The organism is Singulisphaera acidiphila DSM 18658, from assembly GCF_000242455.2.
Taxonomy (GTDB): Bacteria; Planctomycetota; Planctomycetia; order Isosphaerales; family Isosphaeraceae; genus Singulisphaera; species Singulisphaera acidiphila.
Genome location: NC_019892.1, coordinates 3,225,105 through 3,248,030, shown reverse-complemented (window position 1 = coordinate 3,248,030; position 22,926 = coordinate 3,225,105). Strand labels below are relative to the sequence as shown.

19 protein-coding genes are annotated in these 22,926 nt (G+C 62.3%); 12 read left to right on the top strand and 7 right to left on the bottom strand.

Going from position 1 to position 22,926, the window contains the following annotated elements; genetic code table 11:
* Nucleotides 1-40 precede the first annotated feature (40 nt).
* Nucleotides 41-1,123, top strand: a complete 1,083-nt coding sequence (gene pdxA / locus SINAC_RS12865; protein WP_015246078.1) for a 4-hydroxythreonine-4-phosphate dehydrogenase PdxA — start codon at nucleotides 41-43, stop codon at nucleotides 1,121-1,123.
* On the opposite strand, the gene SINAC_RS12860 is transcribed toward pdxA, so the two are convergent.
* From SINAC_RS12860 to SINAC_RS12850, 3 genes are all read right to left on the bottom strand, one after another.
* Nucleotides 1,098-2,360 carry a hypothetical protein gene (locus SINAC_RS12860; protein ID WP_015246077.1) on the bottom strand — a complete coding sequence of 421 codons (1,263 nt, stop codon included), beginning with the start codon at nucleotides 2,358-2,360 and terminating at the stop codon, nucleotides 1,098-1,100. The genes pdxA and SINAC_RS12860 overlap by 26 nt on opposite strands.
* Nucleotides 2,361-2,466: 106 nt before the next feature.
* Complete coding sequence (locus tag SINAC_RS12855) at nucleotides 2,467-3,117, bottom strand: hypothetical protein (protein WP_015246076.1); 651 nt, start codon at nucleotides 3,115-3,117, stop codon at nucleotides 2,467-2,469.
* 84 nt (nucleotides 3,118-3,201) lie between these two features.
* Nucleotides 3,202-4,296 (bottom strand): PfkB family carbohydrate kinase, encoded by a 1,095-nt coding sequence (locus SINAC_RS12850; RefSeq protein ID WP_015246075.1) that lies wholly within the window; start codon nucleotides 4,294-4,296, stop codon nucleotides 3,202-3,204.
* A 113-nt stretch (nucleotides 4,297-4,409) separates the two neighbouring features.
* On the opposite strand from SINAC_RS12850, the gene SINAC_RS12845 reads away from it, so the two are divergent.
* A complete protein-coding gene (locus SINAC_RS12845) occupies nucleotides 4,410-5,291 on the top strand; it encodes an MBL fold metallo-hydrolase (RefSeq protein ID WP_015246074.1) in 882 nt (293 codons plus the stop codon).
* A 36-nt stretch (nucleotides 5,292-5,327) separates the two neighbouring features.
* On the opposite strand, the gene SINAC_RS12840 is transcribed toward SINAC_RS12845, so the two are convergent.
* Nucleotides 5,328-5,633: a Rieske (2Fe-2S) protein gene (locus SINAC_RS12840; protein ID WP_015246073.1), complete on the bottom strand. Its 306-nt coding sequence runs from the start codon at nucleotides 5,631-5,633 to the stop codon at nucleotides 5,328-5,330.
* A gap of 136 nt (nucleotides 5,634-5,769) precedes the next feature.
* Here SINAC_RS12840 and SINAC_RS12835 point away from each other — a divergent pair, with 136 nt between their 5' ends.
* The 7 genes from SINAC_RS12835 (at nucleotide 5,770) to SINAC_RS12810 (ending at nucleotide 14,582) form a co-directional block, all read left to right on the top strand.
* Nucleotides 5,770-6,693, top strand: coding sequence for an NHL repeat-containing protein (locus tag SINAC_RS12835; protein ID WP_015246072.1), 924 nt, complete (start codon nucleotides 5,770-5,772; stop codon nucleotides 6,691-6,693).
* 29 nt (nucleotides 6,694-6,722) lie between these two features.
* Nucleotides 6,723-9,794, top strand: coding sequence for a VWA domain-containing protein (locus tag SINAC_RS12830; protein ID WP_015246071.1), 3,072 nt, complete (start codon nucleotides 6,723-6,725; stop codon nucleotides 9,792-9,794).
* Nucleotides 9,795-9,854: 60 nt separating this feature from the next.
* Nucleotides 9,855-10,889, top strand: coding sequence for an AAA family ATPase (locus tag SINAC_RS12825; RefSeq protein ID WP_015246070.1), 1,035 nt, complete (start codon nucleotides 9,855-9,857; stop codon nucleotides 10,887-10,889).
* Nucleotides 10,890-10,928: 39 nt separating this feature from the next.
* Entirely contained in the window at nucleotides 10,929-11,291 is a 363-nt protein-coding gene (locus tag SINAC_RS12820) for a hypothetical protein (protein ID WP_015246069.1), read from the top strand.
* A gap of 101 nt (nucleotides 11,292-11,392) precedes the next feature.
* Nucleotides 11,393-12,286, top strand: coding sequence for a DUF58 domain-containing protein (locus SINAC_RS12815; protein WP_015246068.1), 894 nt, complete (start codon nucleotides 11,393-11,395; stop codon nucleotides 12,284-12,286).
* A gap of 25 nt (nucleotides 12,287-12,311) precedes the next feature.
* Entirely contained in the window at nucleotides 12,312-12,437 is a 126-nt protein-coding gene (locus SINAC_RS41555; RefSeq protein WP_015246067.1) for a hypothetical protein, read from the top strand.
* Nucleotides 12,438-12,458: 21 nt separating this feature from the next.
* Nucleotides 12,459-14,582 (top strand): vWA domain-containing protein, encoded by a 2,124-nt coding sequence (locus tag SINAC_RS12810; protein WP_015246066.1) that lies wholly within the window; start codon nucleotides 12,459-12,461, stop codon nucleotides 14,580-14,582.
* Between the two features lie 56 nt (nucleotides 14,583-14,638).
* Here the strand turns inward: SINAC_RS12810 and SINAC_RS12805 are convergent, their stop codons facing one another.
* Nucleotides 14,639-15,853 carry a metallophosphoesterase gene (locus SINAC_RS12805; RefSeq protein WP_015246065.1) on the bottom strand — a complete coding sequence of 405 codons (1,215 nt, stop codon included), beginning with the start codon at nucleotides 15,851-15,853 and terminating at the stop codon, nucleotides 14,639-14,641.
* Nucleotides 15,843-17,729 carry a response regulator gene (locus tag SINAC_RS12800; protein ID WP_015246064.1) on the bottom strand — a complete coding sequence of 629 codons (1,887 nt, stop codon included), beginning with the start codon at nucleotides 17,727-17,729 and terminating at the stop codon, nucleotides 15,843-15,845. Before SINAC_RS12800 ends, SINAC_RS12805 begins: the two co-directional genes overlap by 11 nt.
* Nucleotides 17,730-18,145: 416 nt before the next feature.
* Between SINAC_RS12800 and SINAC_RS12795 the strand changes: the two genes are divergently transcribed.
* The 3 genes from SINAC_RS12795 (at nucleotide 18,146) to SINAC_RS12785 (ending at nucleotide 21,953) form a co-directional block, all read left to right on the top strand.
* A complete protein-coding gene (locus SINAC_RS12795; protein WP_015246063.1) occupies nucleotides 18,146-18,730 on the top strand; it encodes a hydrolase in 585 nt (194 codons plus the stop codon).
* Between the two features lie 16 nt (nucleotides 18,731-18,746).
* The gene (locus SINAC_RS12790; RefSeq protein WP_015246062.1) at nucleotides 18,747-19,961 is read left to right on the top strand and encodes a pyridoxal-phosphate-dependent aminotransferase family protein; all 1,215 of its coding nucleotides are present in this window, start codon (nucleotides 18,747-18,749) and stop codon (nucleotides 19,959-19,961) included.
* Nucleotides 19,962-20,321: 360 nt separating this feature from the next.
* Nucleotides 20,322-21,953, top strand: a complete 1,632-nt coding sequence (locus SINAC_RS12785; RefSeq protein ID WP_015246061.1) for a coiled-coil domain-containing protein — start codon at nucleotides 20,322-20,324, stop codon at nucleotides 21,951-21,953.
* A gap of 66 nt (nucleotides 21,954-22,019) precedes the next feature.
* Here the strand turns inward: SINAC_RS12785 and SINAC_RS12780 are convergent, their stop codons facing one another.
* Nucleotides 22,020-22,919, bottom strand: a complete 900-nt coding sequence (locus SINAC_RS12780) for a DNA integrity scanning protein DisA nucleotide-binding domain protein (RefSeq protein ID WP_015246060.1) — start codon at nucleotides 22,917-22,919, stop codon at nucleotides 22,020-22,022.
* Between the last annotated feature and the right edge of the window lie 7 nt (nucleotides 22,920-22,926).

Here is a 22,926-nt window from a genome sequence, read left to right as displayed (position 1 = left end):
AAGGTCATATTCCATCCGCAGGCAGGCTGGGGGGAAGTTGATGAATCTGCAAGATGACAGGCCACTCGTGGCGTTGACCATGGGGGATGTGGCGGGCATCGGGCCCGAAGTCATCGCCCGGGCTTGGGGCGACTCTCCGCTCCGGGCCCTTGCGCGTCCGTTTGTGATTGGAAGCAAGTCAGTCCTGGAACGGGCTCTGGCTTGTGTCGGCGGGCAGGCGGTGGTGCAGTCGATCAGCCGGCCTGAGGACGCGCGGCCGACGGCGAGGCTCATTCCCTGCCTTGAGGCGACTGATGAAGACGTGGCCGACGTCGCCCCCGGCCTGGTCGATCCTCGAGCGGGGCGGGCGGCTTACGACTATCTGATTACCGCCGTCGACCTTGCCCTTGCCGGTCGAATCGACGCGATCACCACGCTTCCGCTCCATAAGGAAGCGCTCCGCGCCGGCGGAGTACTGCACCCGGGGCATACCGAGATCCTCGCCGAGCGTTGCGGCGTCGCCGACCATGCCATGATGCTCTACATCGGGCCGCCGGTGGGTGCCGGAGACACAGGGCTCGGTGTGGTCCATGCCACGTTGCACGTTCCGCTCCGTAGCGTCTTCGACCTCCTGACGGTCGAGGCGGTGGAGTCGAAAATCCTCCTTGCCGACCGGGCGATCCGCCCGTTGACGGAGGGGAGGCCGCCTCGCGTTGCGGTGGCTGCGCTCAACCCGCACGGAGGCGAAGGGGGACTCTTCGGCGACGAGGAAGAGAGGATCATCGCCCCTGCGATCGCGCGTGCTGTGGAAGCAGGGATCAATGCGATCGGGCCGATTGCCAGCGACACCCTCTTCGTTCGCGCGATCGCCGGCGAGTTCGACGCGGTCGTTGCCATGTACCACGACCAGGGGCACGTGGCCCTCAAGACGATCGGCTTTGATCGAGCGGTCAACGTGACCCTCGGGCTTCCGATCATCCGGACCAGCGTGGCGCACGGAACGGCCTTCGACATTGCCTGGAAGGGACGTGCCGAGACATCGAGCCTGATCGAGGCGGTCCGCGTCGCGGCGCGACTCGTGGCCGGCAAGCGGTTCGCCGCCCCGATTGAACCGACGTTCAGCGGCGGACGACCTCAACGTTGACCCAGTCGGTCTCGAGCGTCCCTGGCCAGATCGAACGAATATCGGGATCACCCCAGCCTCGGTCGGGATCGGCCTTCAAAATGGCTCGAACTCGCCGAGTGCCGGGACGGTCGATTGCCTCGTGAGGGAGCGCTTCAATCGGCCCCAGGGGGAACCTGCGGCTCTCGGCCTGCGGTTCCGGGATCGACCCTTGCCCGCTCACGACGACCGCGCCGCCCGCAAACCGTCCCGAGACCCCTTCAATCTCGATTTCCACCGTATGGGCCAAGTCACACGGGAGCGGGGTCGTGACCCGCAACTGCGGAGCGTCTCGAAAAGCGAACTCCTCGTTGAGAGGGAGGTATTTCGCCGCCTCCGATTCATTCGCCTCGATCGGCTCGAGTTCCACCGTTCGGGCCAGCTTCTCTCCCCGCGACGCGTCGGCCAGCGTGAAGAGCGCGTTGGGGCTGAGGGCCGGGTCAAACTCGATGTGGAACGGAATCTGGGGCAGGTCGAGTTCCCAGGCGTCGGTGAGTCCGCTCGTTCGGGCCCTGGCTTGGAGGACGAGCCGGTGTGGGCCGTTGGTGTCGAAGTCGTCGGGGATCAGGTCGAAGGTGGCGTGCCCGGCCCCTGCTTTCCATGGGGTAAACGATTCGTGGGTTGCGCGTCGCGTTCCCATGATCCGGTGAGACCACTCGAGGTTCTCCGGCCCGACCCCCATTCCGGCTTCGGTGAGGAAGGGAACGCCGTAGGAGACCGAGATCGGAATCGGCGCATGAAGCTGCCTCGGATAGCGGCGGCGAGCCTGCCAGGTTGTGGCGAATCCGCGAAGTAGGAGTGCTTTTTCCTCCTCGACGATCAGGTTGTCCTGAGCCCACAGAACGGCGAGTGTCCGGCCCGCGGCCCATCGCAACGGTTCAGACTCAGCGGTCGTCAGAATCCGGAACAGGTCCATCACGGGGGCTCGCCTGTGGCATGAGGCCGCTTCGATGGCCTCGGCCGTCAGGCTGGGTTCGCCGAGCCGTGCCACAATGGCACGAGCACGCCACCATTGGAGCAACTTTCTCCCCCCGCCGAAGAGCAAGGCCGACGCCAGAACGAGGAAAACGGTGTTCCTCGGCTCACCCAGCCACCGGCTCCAGCCGCGCGGGGCGTCGGACGGCTCGGAACGTCGGCGGCTCTTGCGAATCGGAACTTGCCCTGTCGCCGCGACCGGCAGCGTGGTGACAATTCGACGGCCCGAGGTCATGATGCGCATTCCCCTTCGTCCTCGGTAGGCGAGTGCCAGGCACTCAAATGCAGGCTCGCTAAGGCGTTGCTTCCGGCAAATCCTCAATAACGGCCGGCCCGGCCGTCATTCCTTCTTAGATTCCCCGTCGGGGACGCGTTGTGGCCGGGGGCGGAGCCGCCTTCTCTTCGATGGTCCCGTCGGGCATTTCCTCAATGATGGTCGGCTTTTGAATCTTCACCCCTTCACCGAGGCCGAGGGCGGCGTGGACTTCGTTGAGCGCGTCCTGGACGTCGTGAATCTCGAGGTGAAGTTCGTGGACCTCGGCCTGGATTCGTTTCAACGGGTCGTCGGCACCCTGGTTGTCCGTCAGGATCAAGAGGTTGTCTTCGGGGACGACGCGGTAGGTCAGACCGACCTGGTCGAGCAAGAGTTTGAGCCCGGTCTTGAGCCGAACCCCTTTCAACTCGAGTTCCACACTGTCGTTCTTCTGAACGTGTTGTCTGGCGAGCGCGGCGAGGTCGAGGACGACTGGGGCGTTCAGGCTACGGCGGAGGTAACGGCAGACCTCCTCCAAGGGGGTTGGGTCACCGAACGGCAGGTCAAAGTCTCGCTCCAGGGCATCCAGAACGGATCGCGAAGCCTCGAGCCCGGTGTCGGCCGGCTTCGTGACCACCTTGGGCTCGTCCGGGCCCTTCGAGTCCTGAGCCCGGAGCGACAGCCGGGCTGATGTCGCCAGAGCGGCAACCACGACGACGACCAACAGACCCGATTGCATGACTCTCATCAAGGGTCCCCTCCTCAAAGCGTCGTTCCCATTTTCGAGCGTCGCCGCATTGTAGCGGAGATCCTGGCCCGCGTCTTGAGGGCCTCAGTCGATGCGCCCCGCAACCAGGGCCGTATCGATTTCCTCGGGTGTCGGAAACCCGAATTCCAGCCGGTCGAGCACCAGCGCCGCGGCTGCCGAGGCCCGTTCCGTTGCGGTGCGGACGAGTGACTCATCGGCGACTCCGGGAGCCCAACCCCCTGCGACTAGGGTTGCGACCAGGGTCGACGCAAACGCTTCACCAGCCCGGTTGGTGTCGCGTGGCGGCCGGCTCCTCGGAAATGCGGGAACACGCAGGGAGATTGGCTCTCCCGTCGGGCTCGTGAACCGGACGACGCAACCATCGGCGCCTTCGGTGATGGCGAGCACCGAGAGTTTCCAGGCCACCTCTTCGCGGTCGGCCAGTTGCTCCCACTCGTGGCGGTTGCAACTGAGCACGTCGATCGCTTCCGCGAAACGCGAGATCGGGCAATCGCAATCGAGGATGTTTCTCATGGCGGGAGCAAAGAATCGTGCGCCCGCTCCGGGGGCGCGTAGCGCCTGGGAAGCAATCCGATTCGGCAGGCCGGCCACGACTCTGAGCGTGCACGGCTGATCGAGCCAAGGGGCCAGGGAGGTCAGCGCCGCATGGCAGCCTCGGAAGCCGATCGGCAGCTTATCGCCGTACTTCCCGCTGGTGATCAGCAGGGTCCAGTCGGCGGGATGATCCGGGAACCGGATCGGGTGATGGGCGATCCCGAGGTTTTGCAGTCGCGCGGTGATGGCCTGGCTCGTCGGATCGTCCTCGCTGCCGAGTGCACTGACGAGGTCGCCACCAAGCGCGGCGGCGAATCCAGCCCCCATCCCGCCGAGATCGTCGCTCCAGGAAAGGCCCTGGACGTTTCTCCTCATCGACGAAGTCGGAGGCGCGAGGGTCCGCGCGAGTTCAATTCGACCCGTTGGACCAGGCCAGTCGGCGGGAAGTGCCAAGTCCATCAACCCGCCGTCCGGATCGACCAGGGTGAGACCGGGACCGAACCGCAACTGCCCGTCGACGCTCTGATCGAGGGGCCCTCCAAGATCCAGGTCGAGGAGGGGCTGGTCCACTCGGAGGACCCGATCGAGGTAGGCCGGGCCAAAAACCAGAGTCCGTTGCCCCATCCCGTCTGACCTCTCAAGAGCCGCAGTCTCGTCGTAACGTCGCCGCGTTGATTATACTAGGTGGGAACGCGAGCGAAGAGGTTTGCAACTGGTCTGGGAAGGAGAGAGGATCGTTGAGTTCGGATCTCGATACGACGGTGGAATCGCTGGACCATCCGGTCGACAATGCCCCGGTTCGCTCCCTGATCCACAAAGGGCTGACCGTCGAAGGATACTCGCGTGCCGCCGTCCAGACCTATTGGCGGATCCCCGAACTGAAGCTTGGCTTCGACCTCGGGGCCCAGCCTTGGTCGTTCATGTCGACGCCAACCTGGTTCCTTTCGCACACCCACCTCGACCATATCGCGGCACTCCCGGTTTACGTGGCCCGACGACGGATGATGAAGATGGAGCCCCCCACCATCTATCTCCCTGCCGAGGCGATCGAAGCCGTCGAAATGCTCCTTCGCGCATTCCAAAAGCTCGATCGGGGGCGGTTGCCCGCGAAGCTCGTCGGCGTCGTTCCCGGCCAGGAGATCGAACTCAGCCGTGAACTGGTGGTGAAAACGTTTGCGACCAAGCACACGATTCCGGCCATCGGCTATCTCGTCTACGAGCGGCGCAGGAAACTCAAACCCGAGTACCACGACCTGAGCGGCGAGGAGATTCGTGACATCCGCCTCTCGGGTGTCGAGGTCTCGACCGAAATCCGGATGCCGAAGGTCGCCTACCTGGGTGATACCGCCCCCGCAGGGCTCGACGGGCTCCCCGACCTCTACCATGCGGAGATCATCATTCTCGAGATGACCTTCGTCGCGCCGGGCGACCGCCCGTCGCTCATCCACAAGTACGGTCATACCCACCTGGACGACATCATCGCCCGCGCGGACCGGTTCGAGAACGAGGTCATCATCGCGTCCCACTTCAGCACCCGGCTCCACCCCGACCAGATCCAGCGGATCGTCGACAAGCGGCTGCCGGACAACCTGCGCGGCCGACTCAAACTCTGGCTCTGAACGCGAGGCGAAGGCTGCCGGGGCCCTGCTCTGCACTCAGACCTCGACCCAGACCTCATCGCCACGGACCTCGCACCGGAATCGATGCAGGGAGTTGCCGCCGACCGTTGTGCAGCGGCCGGTCGTGAGTTTGAACCGCCAGCGATGAAGCGGACAAACCACCTCCCCGTCCTCGATCCACCCCTGGCCCATCGAACCGTTGGCGTGAGGACAGCGCCCCAACAACGCGTGAAACTGACCGCCGTCATTGAAAATGGCAATCCCAAGCCCGTCCACCTCGACGGGCAAGCCCTGGCCCTCGATCACGTCGGCCACGTCACATACTTTCCAGAAACATGCCATGCAATCACGCTCTTTATCACGAAATAATGCCGGCTGAAACGAAGGGCCTAGGACTTGCGTCGGAGCTTGGTCTCTGAGTACAGTTTAGCGAATCGGTCCGCCGACTCCCAACTGACTTGATTGAGTTCTCCTTGACATGAGCCAGCGTACCCGTATGGCCTCCTGGCTGAGTCTGCTCATGGCCGTCAGCTTTTTGGGCTGCGACGGTGGAGCGAATTCACGTCCGGACGTGGTCTGGGGGATTCACGGGACGCGCCCGGGCTGGTTGCACAAGCCGAGGGCGGCTGCGTTCGATGGCAAGGATCGGCTCTACATGGCCGATCTCACCGATCGGATACAGGCCTTCGACCGCGATGGAAAATATCTGCTGGGTTGGCGAACGCCCGACTTCAACGTCGACGGACCGAGCGGTCTGACCGTGGACCGTTACGGCAGGCTGCTCGTTTCCGACACCCATTTCTACCGCGTGCTCGTCTACTCGCTCCAGGGCGAACTCTTGTTCCAGCTTGGGGACGGAGTGCAAGGGACGACCCCGGGGCGGTTCGGCTATCCGACCGATGCTGTGATCGACCGGGCGGGCAATTTTTACGTGGGGGATTACGGCGACAACGACCGGATCCAGGTTTTCTCGCCGGAAGGGAAGTGGCTTCGCCAGTGGGGGGGGCATGGCTATGCTCTCGGGGAGTTCCTCAAGCCCAGGGCGCTGGCTATCGACGATCAGGATCGGATCTATGTGGCTGACAGTTGCAACCACCGGATCCAGGTCTTCGATACGATGGGCAAGTTGCTTTTCCACTGGGGGACGCGTGGCGGTGCCCCCGGGCAGATGAACTATCCGTATGACCTGGCGATCGGGCCGGACCACGCTCTCTATGTCTGCGAGTATGGCAACCATCGCGTTCAGAAGTTCAGTCTCGAGGGCCGATCGCTGGGCGTCTGGGGGAGTGCGGGGCGTGGCCCTGGTCAACTCTACAACCCGTTCGCTCTCGCCATCGACCACACGGGCGCGGTCTCGGTTATCGACTCGAACAATCATCGCGTGCAGCGGTTCCGTATGTAATTGGAGCAACGACGGAGGCGTAGGCCACGATGTTCGGAAAACTGTCGGTCACTGTCGGTCACCCGTGGTGGCTGATCCTCCTGCCGATCCTGATCCCTCCCCTGATTCTGCTCAGCTTCCGGAGCCTTTCGGGCCTGGGATCGGCGCGGCGGATCGTCGCGATTCTCTTCCGGTCCGCGGTCGTGACCCTGATCGTGCTGGCGCTGGCCGAACTCCAGATGGTGCGCCGGAGCGATCGACTCACGACGATGTTCCTTATTGATGGGTCGCAGAGCGTTCCCCGCGAGCTTCAAGGCCCCGCGCAGGATTACGTCACGGCCGCGTCGAGGAAACGTCGAACGGACGACCTGACCGGCGTCATCGTTTTCGGCAAGGAACCAAGTGTCGAGTCTCCCCCGGCTCCCACCGAGATCAACCTACTCGGAATCGAGAGTACGATCGATTCTGAGTACACCGACCTCGCTTCGGCGATCAAGCTGGCCCTGGCGACGTTTCCGGAAGATACAGCGCGGCGGATCGTGATCCTTTCCGACGGCAATGAGAACCGTGGGAACGCGATCGAGCAGGCCCTCGCCGCCAAGAAACTGGGCGTGCAGGTCGATACCGTGCCGCTCGAATACCACTACGACCGCGAGGTCCTGGTCGAGAAGGTCTCGATTCCCCCTGACGTGAAGAAGGGGGAGACGATCAATATCAACGTGGTCATTCGCGCCAGCGAGCCGACGCGGGGGACCTTGCAGGTTTTCCAGAAGGCCGATAATTACCGGGCCCCTGCCCCCGGCAATGAGACTCCGCAGCCGATCGAACTTCAGCGCGGGATCAACGTCTTCAACCTGAAACAGCAGATTACCGAGCCGAATTTCTACACGTTCTCAGCCGAGTTCGTGCCTGAAAAAGGAAGTGGCGACCGCCGCTCGATCAACAACGTCGCTGAAGGTTTCACCCATGCTCGAGGCAAGGCGCAGGTCCTTCTGATCGAGGGGACCGCGGGTGAGCATGTCGAGTTGATCCGGGCCCTCCGTGAGAAAGAGATTGCGGTTACACCGTTAGTCGCCCCTCGGGTTGATGGTTCAGGCGGTGTCGGCGGCGATCCTCTGCCGACGGACCTGGCGCAGCTTCAGCCGTATGACTCGGTGATCCTGGCCAACGTCCCGAAAGACTCGTTCACCGAGTCGCAGCATCAGATCCTTGAGTCGAACGTCCACGACATGGGCGCTGGTTTGGTGATGCTCGGCGGACGCGAAAGCTTCGGTGCGGGGGGGTGGATGAACACCCCCGTCGAGAAGGCTCTACCGGTCGACATGCAGATCAAGGCGCTCAAGGTCCAAGGGATCGGCGCCATGGTCATGATCATGCACGCCAGCGAGATCCCCGAAGGGAACTACTGGCAGAAGGTCGTCGCCAAGGCCGCGATGAACGCCCTATCCACGTACGATTATGCCGGTATGCTTCACTGGGAAGGCCAGGAAGCCTGGCTGTTCACGCTCCGGACGATCGGCGGTGGCCGTCCGACTATGCTTCGCGCGATCGATCGCATGACGCCTGGCGACATGCCTGACTTCGACCCGTCGCTCCAGATGGCCATGAAGGGGCTGATGCAGGTCAAGGACGCGATGACCCGGCACATCGTGATTATTAGCGACGGCGACCCGACTCCGCCCACTGCGGCCGTCATTCGCCAGCTCGCTGCGAACAAGATCACCGTGACCGCCGTGCTCACCGCGGCCCATGGCAACGACTTCGGCGCGCAAACCACGATGCGGAACCTCGCCACCCGCACCAAGGGTCGGTTCTACAACGTGACCAACCCCAAGGCCCTTCCGCGGATCTATCAGAAAGAAGCGAGGACGATCTCCCGTCCCTTGATTTTCGAGCAAGCGACTCCCTGGGCTCCCAAGGTTAACTACCTGAGCGAGCCGGTCATTGGGCTGCCGACCGACATCCCTCCGATCAATGGCCTCGTGCTGACGAGCCTCAAGGAGAATGAGTTGGTCGAGGTTCCGCTGACGTCCCCATTGCCGGCCGGGCAGGTCAATCCGCTTTTGGCGCACTGGACCTATGGCCTGGGGCGGTCCGTGGCTTTCACGTCCGACGCCGGCCGGCGCTGGGCCAAAACCTGGCCCGACTGGCAGAGCTATGCGGCCTTCTGGTCGCAGGTCATTCGCTGGTCGATGCGACCGGTCGACCGTGGTAATCTCACCCTCACCGTCAGGCGTGAGGAGGGACGGATCAAGGTGGTCGTCGACGCCCTCGATAAGGAGAACCAGTTCCTCAACTTCCTCCAGATCCAGGGGAACGTTGTCAGCCCCGACCTCAAGCGGTCGTCGGTTGAGCTCGTGCAAGTCGCCCCCGGCAAGTATGAGGGAACGGTGGAGGATGCCGAGGCGAGCGGCAACTACTTCGTGAACCTTGGTTACCGCGGTTCGGATGGGATTCAGGGGGTGATCTCGTCGGGTGTCTCGGTTCCTTATTCCGACGAGTACCGCGAGCTTCGCTCGAATCCGGCGACCCTCGAGAATATCTCCAGCCTGACCAACGGCCAGGTATCGACCTGGAAGTATTTCCCGGACGGCCGCGTCGACTTACAGCGGACGATCGACTCGATCGACCACTTCCGCCGCGATGCCACACTGGTCAACCCCCGATCGTTCTCCGACCTTTGGCCCACCCTGCTCTGGTTGGCAGTGGTCCTCTTCCTGGGGGACGTTGCGGTGCGGCGGGTCGCGCCGGACATCGCCCGGATCCGCAAGTCGATCGCCGACCAGTGGAAGAAGCTCCGAGGCCAGGAAGTTGCCCCGCCCGTCGACTACATGGAGAAGCTCAAGTCGCGGAAGGCCGAGGTCGGGGAGCAACTCGACCGCTCCCGAGCGGCCACGCGGTTCGAGGCTCCGCCCCCTTCGGAAATGTTGCCGGCCGGCGAGCCGCTTTTGCAGGAGGATCGGCCCACCGACGTGAGACGGCCCTCGAAGCCAACCCCTGATGCGCCTGGACTTGGTCCCGACGCATCGAAGGCCGCCGAACCCGAGAGCTATACGAACCGGCTGCTCCGGGCCAAGCAGAAGGTTTGGGAAGAACGCGATAAGAACCAGGACAAACCCTGAGTCCATGAACGAACAGGTCGGTGGGCGGCGCCCACCCTCGATCTTTGAGGATAAACCACGATGTCGACTGCCGAACCTGCCACGATGGAAGCCCACGCCGAGGAGTTTCGCACGGCCTACCACCGGGTGAAGGCCGAGATTGCCAAGGTGATCGTGGGCCACGACGAGATTGTTCATGGCGTGCTCACCTGCCTGTTTGTCGGCGGCCACGCGTTGCTGGAAGGGGTTCCCGGCCTGGGTAAGACACTCCTCGTTCGAACCCTGGCCGACTCACTCTCGCTCGACTTCAACCGGATCCAGTTCACGCCCGACCTGATGCCGGCTGACATCATCGGGACAAACATCGTGATGGAAGCTCCTGATGGGCGCCGGGTCTTTGAATTTCAGCGTGGACCGCTCTTTTCCCAGATCGTGCTGGCGGACGAGATCAATCGAGCCACACCCAAGACCCAGTCGGCCCTCCTGGAAGCGATGCAGGAGCATTCGGTCACCGTCGGCGGGCATATTCACAAGCTGAAAGAGCCCTTCTTCGTCATGGCGACGCAGAACCCGATCGAGCAGGAAGGCACTTATCCTTTGCCCGAGGCCCAGCTCGACCGGTTCCTGTTCAAGCTGGTGGTCGGTTACTCGACCCGGGACGAGCTCAACGTCATCCTCGATCGGACGACGCGCGGGGAACGACCGCAGGCTGAGTCGGTGATCGACGGCGAGACGCTCATCCGGATGCAAGGGTTGGTTCGCCAGGTCATCGTCGCGCCTCACGTCCAGGACTACGCGATCCGGCTTGGTCTGGCCACTCACCCCGAGGGGCCGTTCGCTCCCCCGGTGACGAACCAATACATCCGCTGGGGGAGCAGCCCCCGTGGTGTTCAAACGCTTGTACTCGCGGCGAAGGTGCGGGCTTTGCTCGATGGACGGTATAATGTCAGTTTCGAAGACCTGCGCCGGGTCTACTTGCCCGCGTTGCGACATCGCGTGCTCTTGAACTTCGAGGCGCAGGCTGAGGGAATCGGGTCGGACGAGATCCTGCTCAAGGTACTCGCCGCGGTCCCGGAGAAAGCTGAGGAACCCGCACCGGTCGCCAAGGCGGGCTGACGGTGCCGGAGGAGAGCGCATCTTTAGGAGTTTGCACCCATGTATGACATCTACAATCCTCCCCCTGCCCCGGTGGCCTGGAATCCCCCCCAGGCCGAGCGCCTTTTCTACACTCGCGGAGACCTGACCTGTCTCGCCACGCTCTGCGTCAGCCTGTTCGCTGCGTCAATCCTTGTCTGGAGGTCCGAACCCACGGTGGCGTTCATCACCGCCCTGGGGGGGAGCCTCGTGATTCTCGAGAGCTGGTTCACTGCGCTCGGTTTCATGCACCGGCGCCGTTCTCTGAGCGTGAAGGCACGCTGGACCATCTTCGTCGCCGCCCTGGTTCCCTGGCTGGTCGGCCTCGGGATCGCCGCGACCTTGATGCTCGGTCTCTTCTACGTCTCTGACTGGTTTAGCTGAGTGCGGTTCGAAGCGGAGTTGTCGGGCTGAGCGGGTGGGCGTTCCCCCCGACTCCGCGCGTCCACGAAGTCTAGCCCACCCCTCCAGGGATCGAGTTGCCGATGCCGGAAACCAAGGTCTCCCCCCTGCTCGACCCCGAGTTTCTCCATAAGCTCGAACACCTCGAGCTCGTGAGTCGGAAAATCTTCGTCGGCCGCATGAAGGGGGAGCGGAAGAGCAAGAGGCGGGGCTCGTCGGTCGAATTCGCCGATCACCGCAACTATTCGGTCGGCGATGACCTGCGACATATTGATTGGAACGTTTACGGCCGCCTCGACAAGCTTTTCCTCAAGCTCTTTCTCGAGGAGGAAGACCTTCACTTTTACACGCTGCTCGACACCAGCCTGTCGATGGACTTTGGCGATCCCACCAAGCTCCACTACGGCAAGCAGGTGGCGGCCGCCCTCTCGTTCATCGGCCTGGTGAATCACGACCGGGTGCTGCTCGACACGTTCAGCACCACGCTCGATGGCGGGATGCCCAGCATTCGCGGCCGATCGCAGATGTGGCGCGTCGTGCAGTACCTTGATCAGTTGACCGCCAGCGGTTCGAGCAACCTGACGGCCGCCGCTCGCGCCTTCGCAATCAAGCATTCGGGTAAAGGCGTCGTCGTCGTGATTTCCGACTTCCTCGACAAACGGGGCTATGAGGATGCTCTCCGCTACCTGGTGGCCCGGAACATGGACATCTACGTTGTCCACGTTCTCAGTCGCGAGGAGGTGGAACCCGAACTCGTTGGCGACCTCAGGCTGGTCGACTGTGAGGACGAGGATGTGGCTGAGATTTCCGTGAGTGCCCCGCTGTTGAAACGGTACAAGGACAACCTCAACGCCTTCGTCGGCGGACTCAAGGACTGGTGTACCAAGCGGGGAATCACTTATATTTTTACAACGAACCATAATCCGTTCGACAAACTGATCCTGAACTACCTCCGCGAACGCGGGCTGGTGAAGTAAGACAACTGACGAGGTCTTGTCTGTCATGGTGAACAACCCCTGGGTGTTCTTCGGAGTGTCGGGAGCGGTCATCGCCTATTTGCTTTACATGATGATTCGGAGGCGCAAGGGGGAACGGCCCGGTTCGTTGGACCGGGAACCGGAACTCTGAGCTCGGACGGGAGACGGCGGAATGAATTTCGGCAGTCTGAGCGGCTTAAGCTCCAGCGTCCAGTTCGCGACTCCGCTTGGGGCGACCGCCTGGGCGGTCCTTGCGGGAATTCCCGTCGGGATCGTCGCGCTCTACTTTCTCAAGCTCCGTCGTCGTCCCGTGCAGGTACCCAGTACGTTGCTCTGGAAGCGGAGCATTGAGGACCTGCACGTCAACAGCCTCTTCCAGCGGCTCCGCAGGAACCTGCTGCTCTTCCTTCAACTCGCGGCCGTCTTGCTGGCGATGCTCGCGCTGACGGGGCCGAGGATCAAGGGGACGTCCACCCAGGGACAGCGGTACGTCCTGGCGATCGACAACTCGGCGAGCATGTTGGCCACCGACATCAAACCGAACCGCCTGGCGATGGCCAAGGACGACGCCAAGAAGGTTGTGTCCTCAATGGACTCGGACGACCTGGCGATGGTGATCGCCTTCTCCAACGGCGCGAAGGTGATTTCGAGCTACACGGGCGATCGCCGACTGCTGGCCCAACGGATTGACTCGATCCAACCGACCGAGTCGTCCACCTCTCTTCGCGAAGCGCTCCAGGTTGCGGCCGGCCTGGCCAATCCGTCGCGCCAAAAGGATGTGGGGGAAGGGGTGGTGGCGACCCAACTCGTCCCGCCCAAGCTGAAGATCTATACCGATGGCGGCTTCGCCGACGTCGAGGGATTTAGCCTGGGAAATCTTGAGCCCGAAGTGATCGTGATCGGTCCCCCGCCGCCTCCCGTTTCAGCCGCGACCGACCCCAAGGCTGCAACGTCCACCCGGACCAAAGCGCCTTCGGATAATGTCGCCATCCTCGCGCTCCAGTCCCGGCGAAATGATGAGCGGATCGATACGTACCAGGTCTTCGGACGGATCCACAACTACCGGGGCGAGCCGGTGACCACCGAGGCCCAACTCCTCAGACACGACCCGAAAAAGCCTGGTGAAAAGGGAATCCTGATCGACGCGATTGCCTTGAAATTGGCGCCTCAGAGCGATCAGGCGTTCAAGTTTGAACTGCCCGACACCGGACTGGCGGAACTGGAGGTGCGCCTGCTTGTCGAGGACTCCCTGGCTCTAGACAACCGAGCGTTCACCGTGGTCGGTAACCCGCGTAAGGCGCAGGTCTTGGTCGTGACGGCCGGCAATCGCTACCTGGTGGATACCTTGCGAACGCCGACCGCCGTTGAGCGCGCGGACGTCACGATCGTGACCCCCGAGGAAACGAAGTCCGAAGCGATCGCCCGCGATCTCCGGGCCGGGCGGTACGACCTCGTGATCTACGACAACTTTCGCCCCGAGACGGCCCCCGAGGCGAACACCCTCTATTTCGGCGTACTTCCTCCCGGGCCGGCGTACGCGAAGTCGAAGGTTCAGGAGCAGCCGATCATCCTGGACTGGGATGTTTCCCACCCGCTCATGCAGTACGTTCGCGACTTGCCCACAGTCGCGATCCTCAAGGCCGTGACAGTCGAGCCTCCCCCTGGTTCGACGAATCTGATCGAAGGCAATCAAGGGCCGCTCGCGTTTGTGGCCCCGCGCGAGGGGTATTCGGATACCGTTGTCACCTTCGCTCTCATGGACGGCGAGAAATTTAATACGAACTGGTATCGGAATATTAGTTTCCCATTGTTTCTCTTTAATAGCCTCCAGGTCCTGGGCAATGCTCGCGAGTCGGGCGGCGATGAGATCCACCTTCCGGGGCAATCGGTCGTCCTTCGCGCCGAGTCGTCCAAGGGGCAGATCAAGGTCACGTCGGCCGACGGCAAGAAGGTTGATACCCTGTCGCGCACGCTGCAAGGGACGTACGTGGACGACCAGGTCGATGCGACCGGGATCTATCACGCCCGTTGGGAACCCGACGGCCTACTCGCGTTTGCCGTCAACCAGTTTGATGCTCGCGAGAGCGACTTGGCCTCTCGTGGCCTGGTCCCCGAGGGCATTCCGCCCGATTCGACCTTGGCCGAGAGCTACAAGATCAAGATCGGCTACAGCCCCGTCTCCGGCACGCGGAACCCACGGCCGATTCGCAAGGATTGGTGGAAGCCGATTGCAGCGATGGCTCTCGGGATCGTTCTCTTGGAATGGTATATCTATAACCGACGCGTTTACGTCTAACCCGGGAAGCCGCCCCTTTTTTTCCTCGCTCAGTTCATTTTCAGCCCGAGTGAAAATCAATCGCTCGAGCTGAAAATGCGAGGAGTGGCATCCTGCGAAAGGCGTGCGTTCTGTGGGGTCGATGAGGAGAGGGAACTTTCGTGGCCGACACGAAGGACGAGTCGGCTGATCTCGGGAATGCAGCCAAACCGGATCGGGTGCTTGCCCGCCACACCCTGGCTGACGTGCAGCAGAGTTCGGCCCGAGCGGAAGTAGCCTCGATCGAAGTGTCGGGAGTAGCGGCTCGGCATGAAGACGGGGCCGATTCCGGGCAGACGGATCTGGCCGCCGTGGTTATGCCCGGAGAGCATCAGGTCGATCCCTGATTCCACTGCGCCTGGAAACTGGTCGGGCGAGTGGCTCAGGAAGAGGCGGAAGTCGGCGTCGGGGGCGGCGTTGAGGTCGAGTTTCGGTCCCCAGGGAGTGGACGTTCCTCCCAGCGCCAGGGTCATGCCCTCGATTTTGAGCTGGGTCCAGATCCCCTCGACATCAACAAACCCTGCCTCTTCGAGTCGCTTCTGGACATCCGTGGGGCGATGGTCGAAGTCGTGGTTACCCAGGATGGAAAAGGTTCCCAGGCGGCCGCTCAGCCGTGACATGACGGGGACGATCCAGTCGAGTGCGAGGTCGTGGTCGATCAGGTCTCCCGTGAAGACGACCAGGTCGGCGGGCCACTCGGCCGCTTCGTCGGCGATATGCTCGAAGAACCGTTGTTGGAAGCAAGGGGCGAAGTGGAGGTCGCTGACCTGCACGATACTGAGACCGTCCCAGACGGCCGGTAGCGTCGGGACGGTCACCGTCCATTCCCGTTTGCGCAGGCGGAACGAGTCATTGCCCTTGATTCTCAAGAGCCAGGAGTGACGCCCGGAGCCAATCAGGTTTTCTTTTCCCAAGCGATGGGCAAGGTCGATGTCCGACGTATGCTCAGCGATGCCATCGGGAATTCGTCGACGATGGATGAGCAGCGAACAGACGGGAATCCCGATCAAAGCGACCACGAGACAGAGCAGCGCGTACCCGCGGATCGGCCATGACCAGTAGGTTCCACTCCCTTGAAAGAACTCCCAGGCCAGGGCTCCCGAGACGAGGAGGCCCATCGACAGGTGGACTTTTCCCACCCGTTCCCTTGACGGAGGCATGATCCCGACGCCGTGGAGCAGGTTGGTGAGGTAGACGAAGATCCCCACGTGGCCGATCGCCACCAATCCTGCGAGCGACCAGTTAAGAATCATGAACGGTGGCCTTGGGAGGAGAGGAATCCAGGGCGTCGGCCTGGCTGTCTAAAGGAAGTGGGGGCGGGAGAGGCGTTGATTGTTGCGGGGGCGGTGGTGGGTTCTGTGCGGCTGTCGGATTCGACGGGCGGAGCGCTTGCTCGACGGCCTCCATGAGCCGGTCGGCACGGAAAGGTTTATAAAGCACGGTTTGCAAACCCTCCTGACGTGCTTTGACGATCGAGTGCGCGGGATCCCAGCCAAACCCGGTCATGAGGATGATGGGAACCCCCGGTTGAACCTCGCGGAGGCGGCGGTATGTCTCAAACCCGTCGAGGTCCGGGAGGCGGATATCGACGAGCGCTGCGGCATAAGGCGTCTGCCTGGCCAGGGCGATGGCCTCGTGGGCGTCACGCGCGGTTTCGACAATGGCCCCGTGCGATCCCAAAAGATGATGGGCCGACTTGCGGATCGACTCGTCGGCATCGACCACCAGGAGGCGAGCGCTCGAGAGCCGAGGTGCGGGGCGTGGCGTGCTTCGTTTCGGTTCGGGCGCGATCGATGAGCCCACTTTGTGGATCAGGCTCCGAATCTCGCGGGCACGGACGAGGAGGTGCCGAAGGCGAGCGATGATATCGTCGTCGTGCCCGGCGTAGCGGTCGAGCACCGTCGTCGCATCGTTGAGGATATCGTCGAGGGGGATGGCCAACTCACGGCTGATCGCTTCGACCGATGCGGTCGCCGCGCTGAACTTCTCGGCCTGGAGCAGGTCGAGCGTGTTCAAGGCCGAGGCGACGTTCCTTGCATAGATCTCGAGGAATTGCCGGTCGCGCTCGTCGAACGCATTCGACCGTGCATTCTCGACGTTGAGCGTCCCGATCACCGTGCCGTGGTAGATCAAGGGGACGGTCAGTGAGCTGCGCGCTCCGGCGGCCCCTTCCAGGTAGAGCGGATCGTGCGTGGTGTCCGGACAAAGATAGCTCTGACCGGTCGCCGCCACGAAGCCGGTCACCCCGTTATTCTCTTTGCGTGCAAAGAGTTCGCGGTTGGCTGCGCTCGGTGTCATCCCTTCGGTCAGAAGCGGAATGAGCATTCCGGTGGCACGGTCGAGCAGGCGAATCTCGATGAAGTCGAGACCGAGCAGGTCCTTCATGTGCCGCGTGATGTTGTACTTGAGCAGATCGGTCCGCTCTTCGACCCCCAGTTCCGACAATTCCTCGGGAGTCAGGTCGGCGAGCTCATCCCCTGCCTTGTGGATCGCGTTGACCTTCAACTGCTGCTGCGTCTCGTCGGTGATGTCACGGGTCAGCGCGATCAACTGGGTGAGACTTTGGGACGAGTCGAAGACGGGCGTGACGGTGACTCGAAGATAGCGGTTGGCCCCGATTCTCAGGACGGTGCTCGCGGGAGTCTTCGACGCCACGGCGGAGGTGAACGGGCAAGGGTCGGGGCCGATCACCTCGGGATTGCCCAGCGCCCGGTAGAACTTGCCGCCGATCGTCTCGACCGCCTGATCGGCGAGCGAGTGAAATTCAGGGTTGGCCCAGATCACACGGAGGTCGGGATCGACGATCGCCACGCCATCGGCGATTGCGTCGAGAATCTCTTCCGCCTGGATCAGCACGCCCGCCCAGCGGACCGCCGTCAACTGGGCCGTATCGACGTAAACTCCGTCGAATTCCTGGTCCCGAAGTAAGACAAGGGCACGCGCCATCGTCCGAGCGGTGACGATCTCGTAGCACTGTGCCAGTTGCTCGCGCGGCGACGAACCGAGGTGACTGTCGCGCTCGATAACTAAAAGTCGAGGCTTGCCCGCCACACGTGTCGCTCCCGCTAACTCACGGCACGTCCGGCCCCGCGCCGAGGGGCCGCTCCATACCGGCTCAAGATTCCCCATCCTACAACGTCTCCCCTAATTCGGGCAAGTCGAGCACACGACTGACGTTGAGAATCCCTCTTGTGATGCCTTATCCACACCACAATCCCGCTCGTTGGCGAACGCTTTGGCTCCATCCATTCCTCGTCTTACGCTCAATCGCCCCCCTTGTGTTGGAGACTTTGTCCGTCGATTCGGTCCTTTTTTCCTCGGGCGGTCCGGTTTGGGGTCGTCAAATGCTGCTGAGGACGCCCGTGGCAATCGCTTCGGTTTCCTGGCGTCCAAGTCACGAGCCGGATCGAGTTTGTGACCCGGACCGCGTGCCTTGGCACGATTCCGGGCAAGTCCATCGTGCGGCTTGACAAGGTCTCGATTCGCCCACTAGCATCGCTCAAGCCCCTTCCCTCGAAACGATCTTGCCGCTGGAGCGCTGGTCAATGCGTTTCACCGAACGCCTCACCGGACAGAACGGCGCCCTGCTTGTCGTCGATGTCCAAGAGAAGCTGATGGCGCGGATCAAGTACCGTGACCTGGTGATCGCCAATGCGATCCGTCTGGTCCGTGCCGCAGGGATCCTCAAGTTGCCATTTTGGGCTACCGAGCAATACCCCGAAGGGCTCGGGCCGACTGTCTATGAACTGGCGACACTGATCCCGGAGCGTCACTCCAAGACGACGTTCCATTGCTGTGCGGTCCCCCAGATTCTCGAACAGCTCTATGGACGGCACGTCAAGCACATCACGCTGGTCGGAATCGAAGCGCACGTCTGCATTGCGCAGACGGCGCTCGAATTGCTCAAACTTGGTTTTACCGTGCAAGTCCCCGCGGATGCCGTTGCGTCGCGGACGACGATGGATTGGAAATTCGCGCTCCGCCGCCTCGAAGCGGCGGGCGTGGTTCTGACGACGACCGAGGCGGTCCTCTTCGAGTGGACCGAACGCTCGGATCGGCCCGAATTCAAAGCGATCAGCGAGTTGGTCAAGTCGTTTCAGCAACCCGGCTTGACCAAGGGTGAACATTAAACGAGGAGCCTCTCTAGTGTCCGGAATCGAACGCCCCGCGCCTCCGTCACCGCTCAGTCCGTCCGCTCGGCTCCTCCTGGGACCTGGCCCCAGCGATGTTCACCCGAGAGTCTTGGCCGCCCTCGGTCTGCCTTTGCTCGGGCATATGGACCCCGAGTTCATCGCCTTGATGGACGAAACGCAGAACCTGCTCCGCTACGTCTTTCAGACCGAGAATCGGCTGACGCTGGCTGTCTCGGGCACAGGCTCGGCTGGGATGGAGGCGGTCGTCGTCAACCTGATCGAGCCGGGCGACTCGATGCTCGTTTGCGTCAACGGGGTCTTCGGAAGCCGGATGGTCGACGTTGCCGAACGTGCGGGGGCCAAAGTCACGGTCATCGAACGCCCGTACGGCGAAGTCTTTGATCCGGAGGAGGTCAGGGCCGCCGTCAAACGAGTCGGTCCGAAGGTGGTTGGAATCGTCCATGCCGAGACCTCGACCGGGGCCTGGCAGCCGGTCGAAGAGATTGCCCGGATCGCTCACGAGGCGGGGGCCTTCATCGCGATCGACGCGGTGACCTCGCTCGGTGGCGTACCGGTCAAGATCGACGAGTGGGGGATCGACGCGGTCTATTCAGGGACCCAGAAATGCCTGAGCTGCCCGCCGGGTCTTTCCCCGGTCTCATTCAGCCCTCGGGCCGCCGAGTTGATCGCCAACCGGAAAACGAAGGTGCAAAGCTGGTATCTCGACATGTCGATGATCCAGAAGTACTGGGGGAGCGACCGCGTCTACCATCACACTGCGCCGATCAGCATGAACTTCGCGTTCCGCGAGGCGCTTGCCCTGGTCGTTGAAGAGGGCCTCGAAGCCCGACACGCTCGCCATGCATTGAATGCAAATGCCTTGAAGGCCGGGCTGGCCGCCATGGGAATTGGCCTGGTCACCGTCGCCGGCCATCAACTTCCGCAGCTCACCTGCGCTCAGATTCCCGATGGAATCGACGACATGGCCGTGCGGCGGCGCCTCTTGAACGACTGGGGGATCGAGGTCGGAGGTGGTCTCGGCTCCCTCAAGGGGAAGGCCTGGCGGATCGGCTTGATGGGGCACAACTCACGCCAGGCCAACGTGACCTTGTTGCTCGCGGCCCTGGAAACCTGCTTGCGCGATCTCGGGAGCGCCTTGGCCCCGGGTGCGGGATTGGCGGCGGCCTCAGAGATCTATCGACAAGCTCAGAAGTCGACGAGCAACTGATTCATTGATGCGAGTCTATTTTGCAGAGTGGGTGCGGCCCACTATGGAATCGGCTTGAGCAGAGGGGCGGGGAGCTTCGGCTTCCCGTCTTTTCCGGTGGGAGATCACAGAAGGTTGGGGGCCGTGTCCACCCTCACTCTATGCGTGAATGTTTTTGCAATTGTCGTCCCTATTGATATGCGTTGCGATGGCAGTCGGCTTGGAGTGAGACCCGCGTTGGCGGACGTTTGAGACCGAATCGCCGGAAATTTGTATCCGAATCCATTCGTTGAATCCACTTGCGAGTCCGGCTCGCGGCCACTATACTTGGGGCAATGACGTTCGTCGGAGCAATGCATTTCTGCGACGGAGGGCCTTGCTGTGAATGAGCTTGAGAAGCCGATCGGGCGGGTCTGGCGTCGGATGCGCTTTCAGCGGTTCCTCTCGGCCCTGGTCTGGTGCTGGGGGGTCGCGTTGCTGGTTGTCGCCATCGCGATTGCGGTGGAGAAGTTCGCCAACCGGCCCTTGCCCGGCGCGGACTGGATACCGTTCGCGATCGCGGGGGGAGCTGGATTTCTCGTAGCCGCGTTGATCGCGCTCTTCAGTGGCCCAAGTCGCGTGGATGCTGCGGTCGCGATCGATCGCGTCTTCCACCTCAACGAGCGATTAAGCACCGCGCTCACGCTTCCTGAATCGTTGAAGGCGACCCCCGCCGGGCAAGCTCTCGTCGCTGATGCGATCCGCCATGTGGGGGATCTCAATATCAACGTGGAGTTTGCGCCGACTCTGCCTCGGACCGCCTGGGTTCCTTTGATTCCGGCGGCGTTGGCCCTGGGTTTGATGTTCGTGGAACCCTTGCTTCAGAAGCGAGCCTTGGCGAAACCCTCGGACCTGATCGAGAAGAAGCTGGTGGTCGAGCAGACCAAGGCGTTGGGGAAGAAAATCGCGAGCCAGCGGAAAGAACTCGATAAGGGGAAGTTCGCCGAAGCCGAGAAGCTTTTGGCGGAGATCGAGAAGGCTGCGGAGGATCTCGCGAAAGCTCCCCCTGCGCAGAAAGACAAGGCTCTCGTCGAACTCAACAAGCTGACCGACGCGGTGAAGGAACGCCAGAAAAAACTGGGCTCACCCGAGCAAATCGATCGGCAACTCCAGCAACTCAAGCAGATGGCCAGTAGCGGGCCAGCCGACGATTTTGCCCGCGATATGGCCAAGGGTGACTTTCAGAAGGCTGCCGAAGAGTTCAAGAAGATCCAGGAGAAACTCAAGTCAGGCAAGATGACCGAGGCCGACAAGAAGGGTCTTCAGGAGCAGCTCAAGGAGATGTCCAAGCAACTCGAGAAGCTTGCCAATCTCGACCAGCGCAAGCAGCAACTCGAGGAAGCACGCAAGAATGGTGGCCTCTCTGAAGAACAGTTCAAGCAGGAAATGGCCAAGCTCGAAGAGCAGTCGAAGGGTTTACAGCAACTCCAGAAACTGGCCTCCAAGCTTGGTCAGGCGGGCGAGCAACTCCAAAAGGGGGACCTTGAGAAGGCGGCCGCCGCCATGGGGGTCACTCAGAAGCAACTCAACGAGATGGCCAGCCAAATCCAGGAGATGGAATCACTCGACGGTGCCCTGGCCGAGCTCCAAGAGGCCAAAAATGGGATGGCCGGTGACCAAGCGAACCAGCTTGGAGACAACCTCTCAAATATGATGGGCATGGGTGACGGGAATCGTCGAGGCATGGGGCAAGGGTCGGGGCGCGGACGTGGGCAAGGGGATCGGCCCGAGGCGCCTGACGACACCAACACCTACACCGCCAAGGTCAAGCAGCAGGTCGGCAAGGGGAAGGCGGTTCTCAAAGGTTATGGCCCGACGGGCGACCCGCTGAAGGGGCAGAGCGTCATCGATATCCAAGGGGAGATGGCCACGACGGAAGGACTGTCGGCCGAGGCCCTGACGAACCAGAAGGTTCCCAAGAACGTCGAGAAGCATATTCGAGGCTACTTCGACCAGATCAACAAGGGCCGTTGATCCACGCTGGCGGACGGCCCTCGTTCTCGCACTCGATGGCTTTGACGACCTTTCCGAACGGGGTCGTCAAAGCCCATCGGACGAGTGGCTTCTCGGTTTGACGATGTCGGTCAGCAGGCGGCCTCGTTTGAAGATCGAGATGGTGCCTGTCGACTGCGAGATGCAGAGTGCGATTGCCGTGGATGTGACCGTGATCGCCGCCGCCGCTTCATGCCGTGTCCCGAGCCCCTGGGGCAACGGCTCATCAAGCTTGGCTTGAGGAGCGAGATAACGCCCCGCGCTCAGGATGACGCCGTCTCCTCGGACGATAAACGATCCGTCGATGGCTGAGAATTCCTTGATCGTCTCTTCGAGACGGGGGTCGAGGATGTTTCGCTCCCCCTCGGGATAGCCGTGGAACGGATTCATCACGAGCTGTCGGCTCTGGGCGAGCACTCGCTCGCTATCGCCTACGACGAACAAGGTTCCCACCGGGCGGCCTTCGCGCCCTTCGAGACTGAGTTCGCTGGCCAGCGTGAGCAAGCGCTCGAAGACTGCGGGCGTGACGTCGAGAGGAAGCGGGTCGGCGGCCGAGTCGCCAAACATCTCGAGCTCGACGCCGAGGTCGAGCACAATGATCATGTCAATGGTTCCCGACCCATCGATGCCCGTTAGGCAGACGATCCGATCGCCCGCCCGGAGCAGGTTTTCGGCGGCGGCGACCAGGGTTGCTACCTTGACCTGGCCCGCGCGAGTCATCGTGATGTCGGGGACGCGGACGATGGCGCATAGGTCTTCCCACCCTGGCGGTGCCTGAAACCCCGCGCGGCGGGAGACCAGGATGACGCGGAAATCTACGTCCTGGATCAGGTCAGCAAGGTTTTGGTCGTTCTCAACCACATCGGCGTAAAGCAGAATAACCCGCGCACCGACCTCTCGGGCGATCGCATGGGCGTGTCGAACCAGGCTTCGAGTCAAAGTCTTCAAGGGGGGA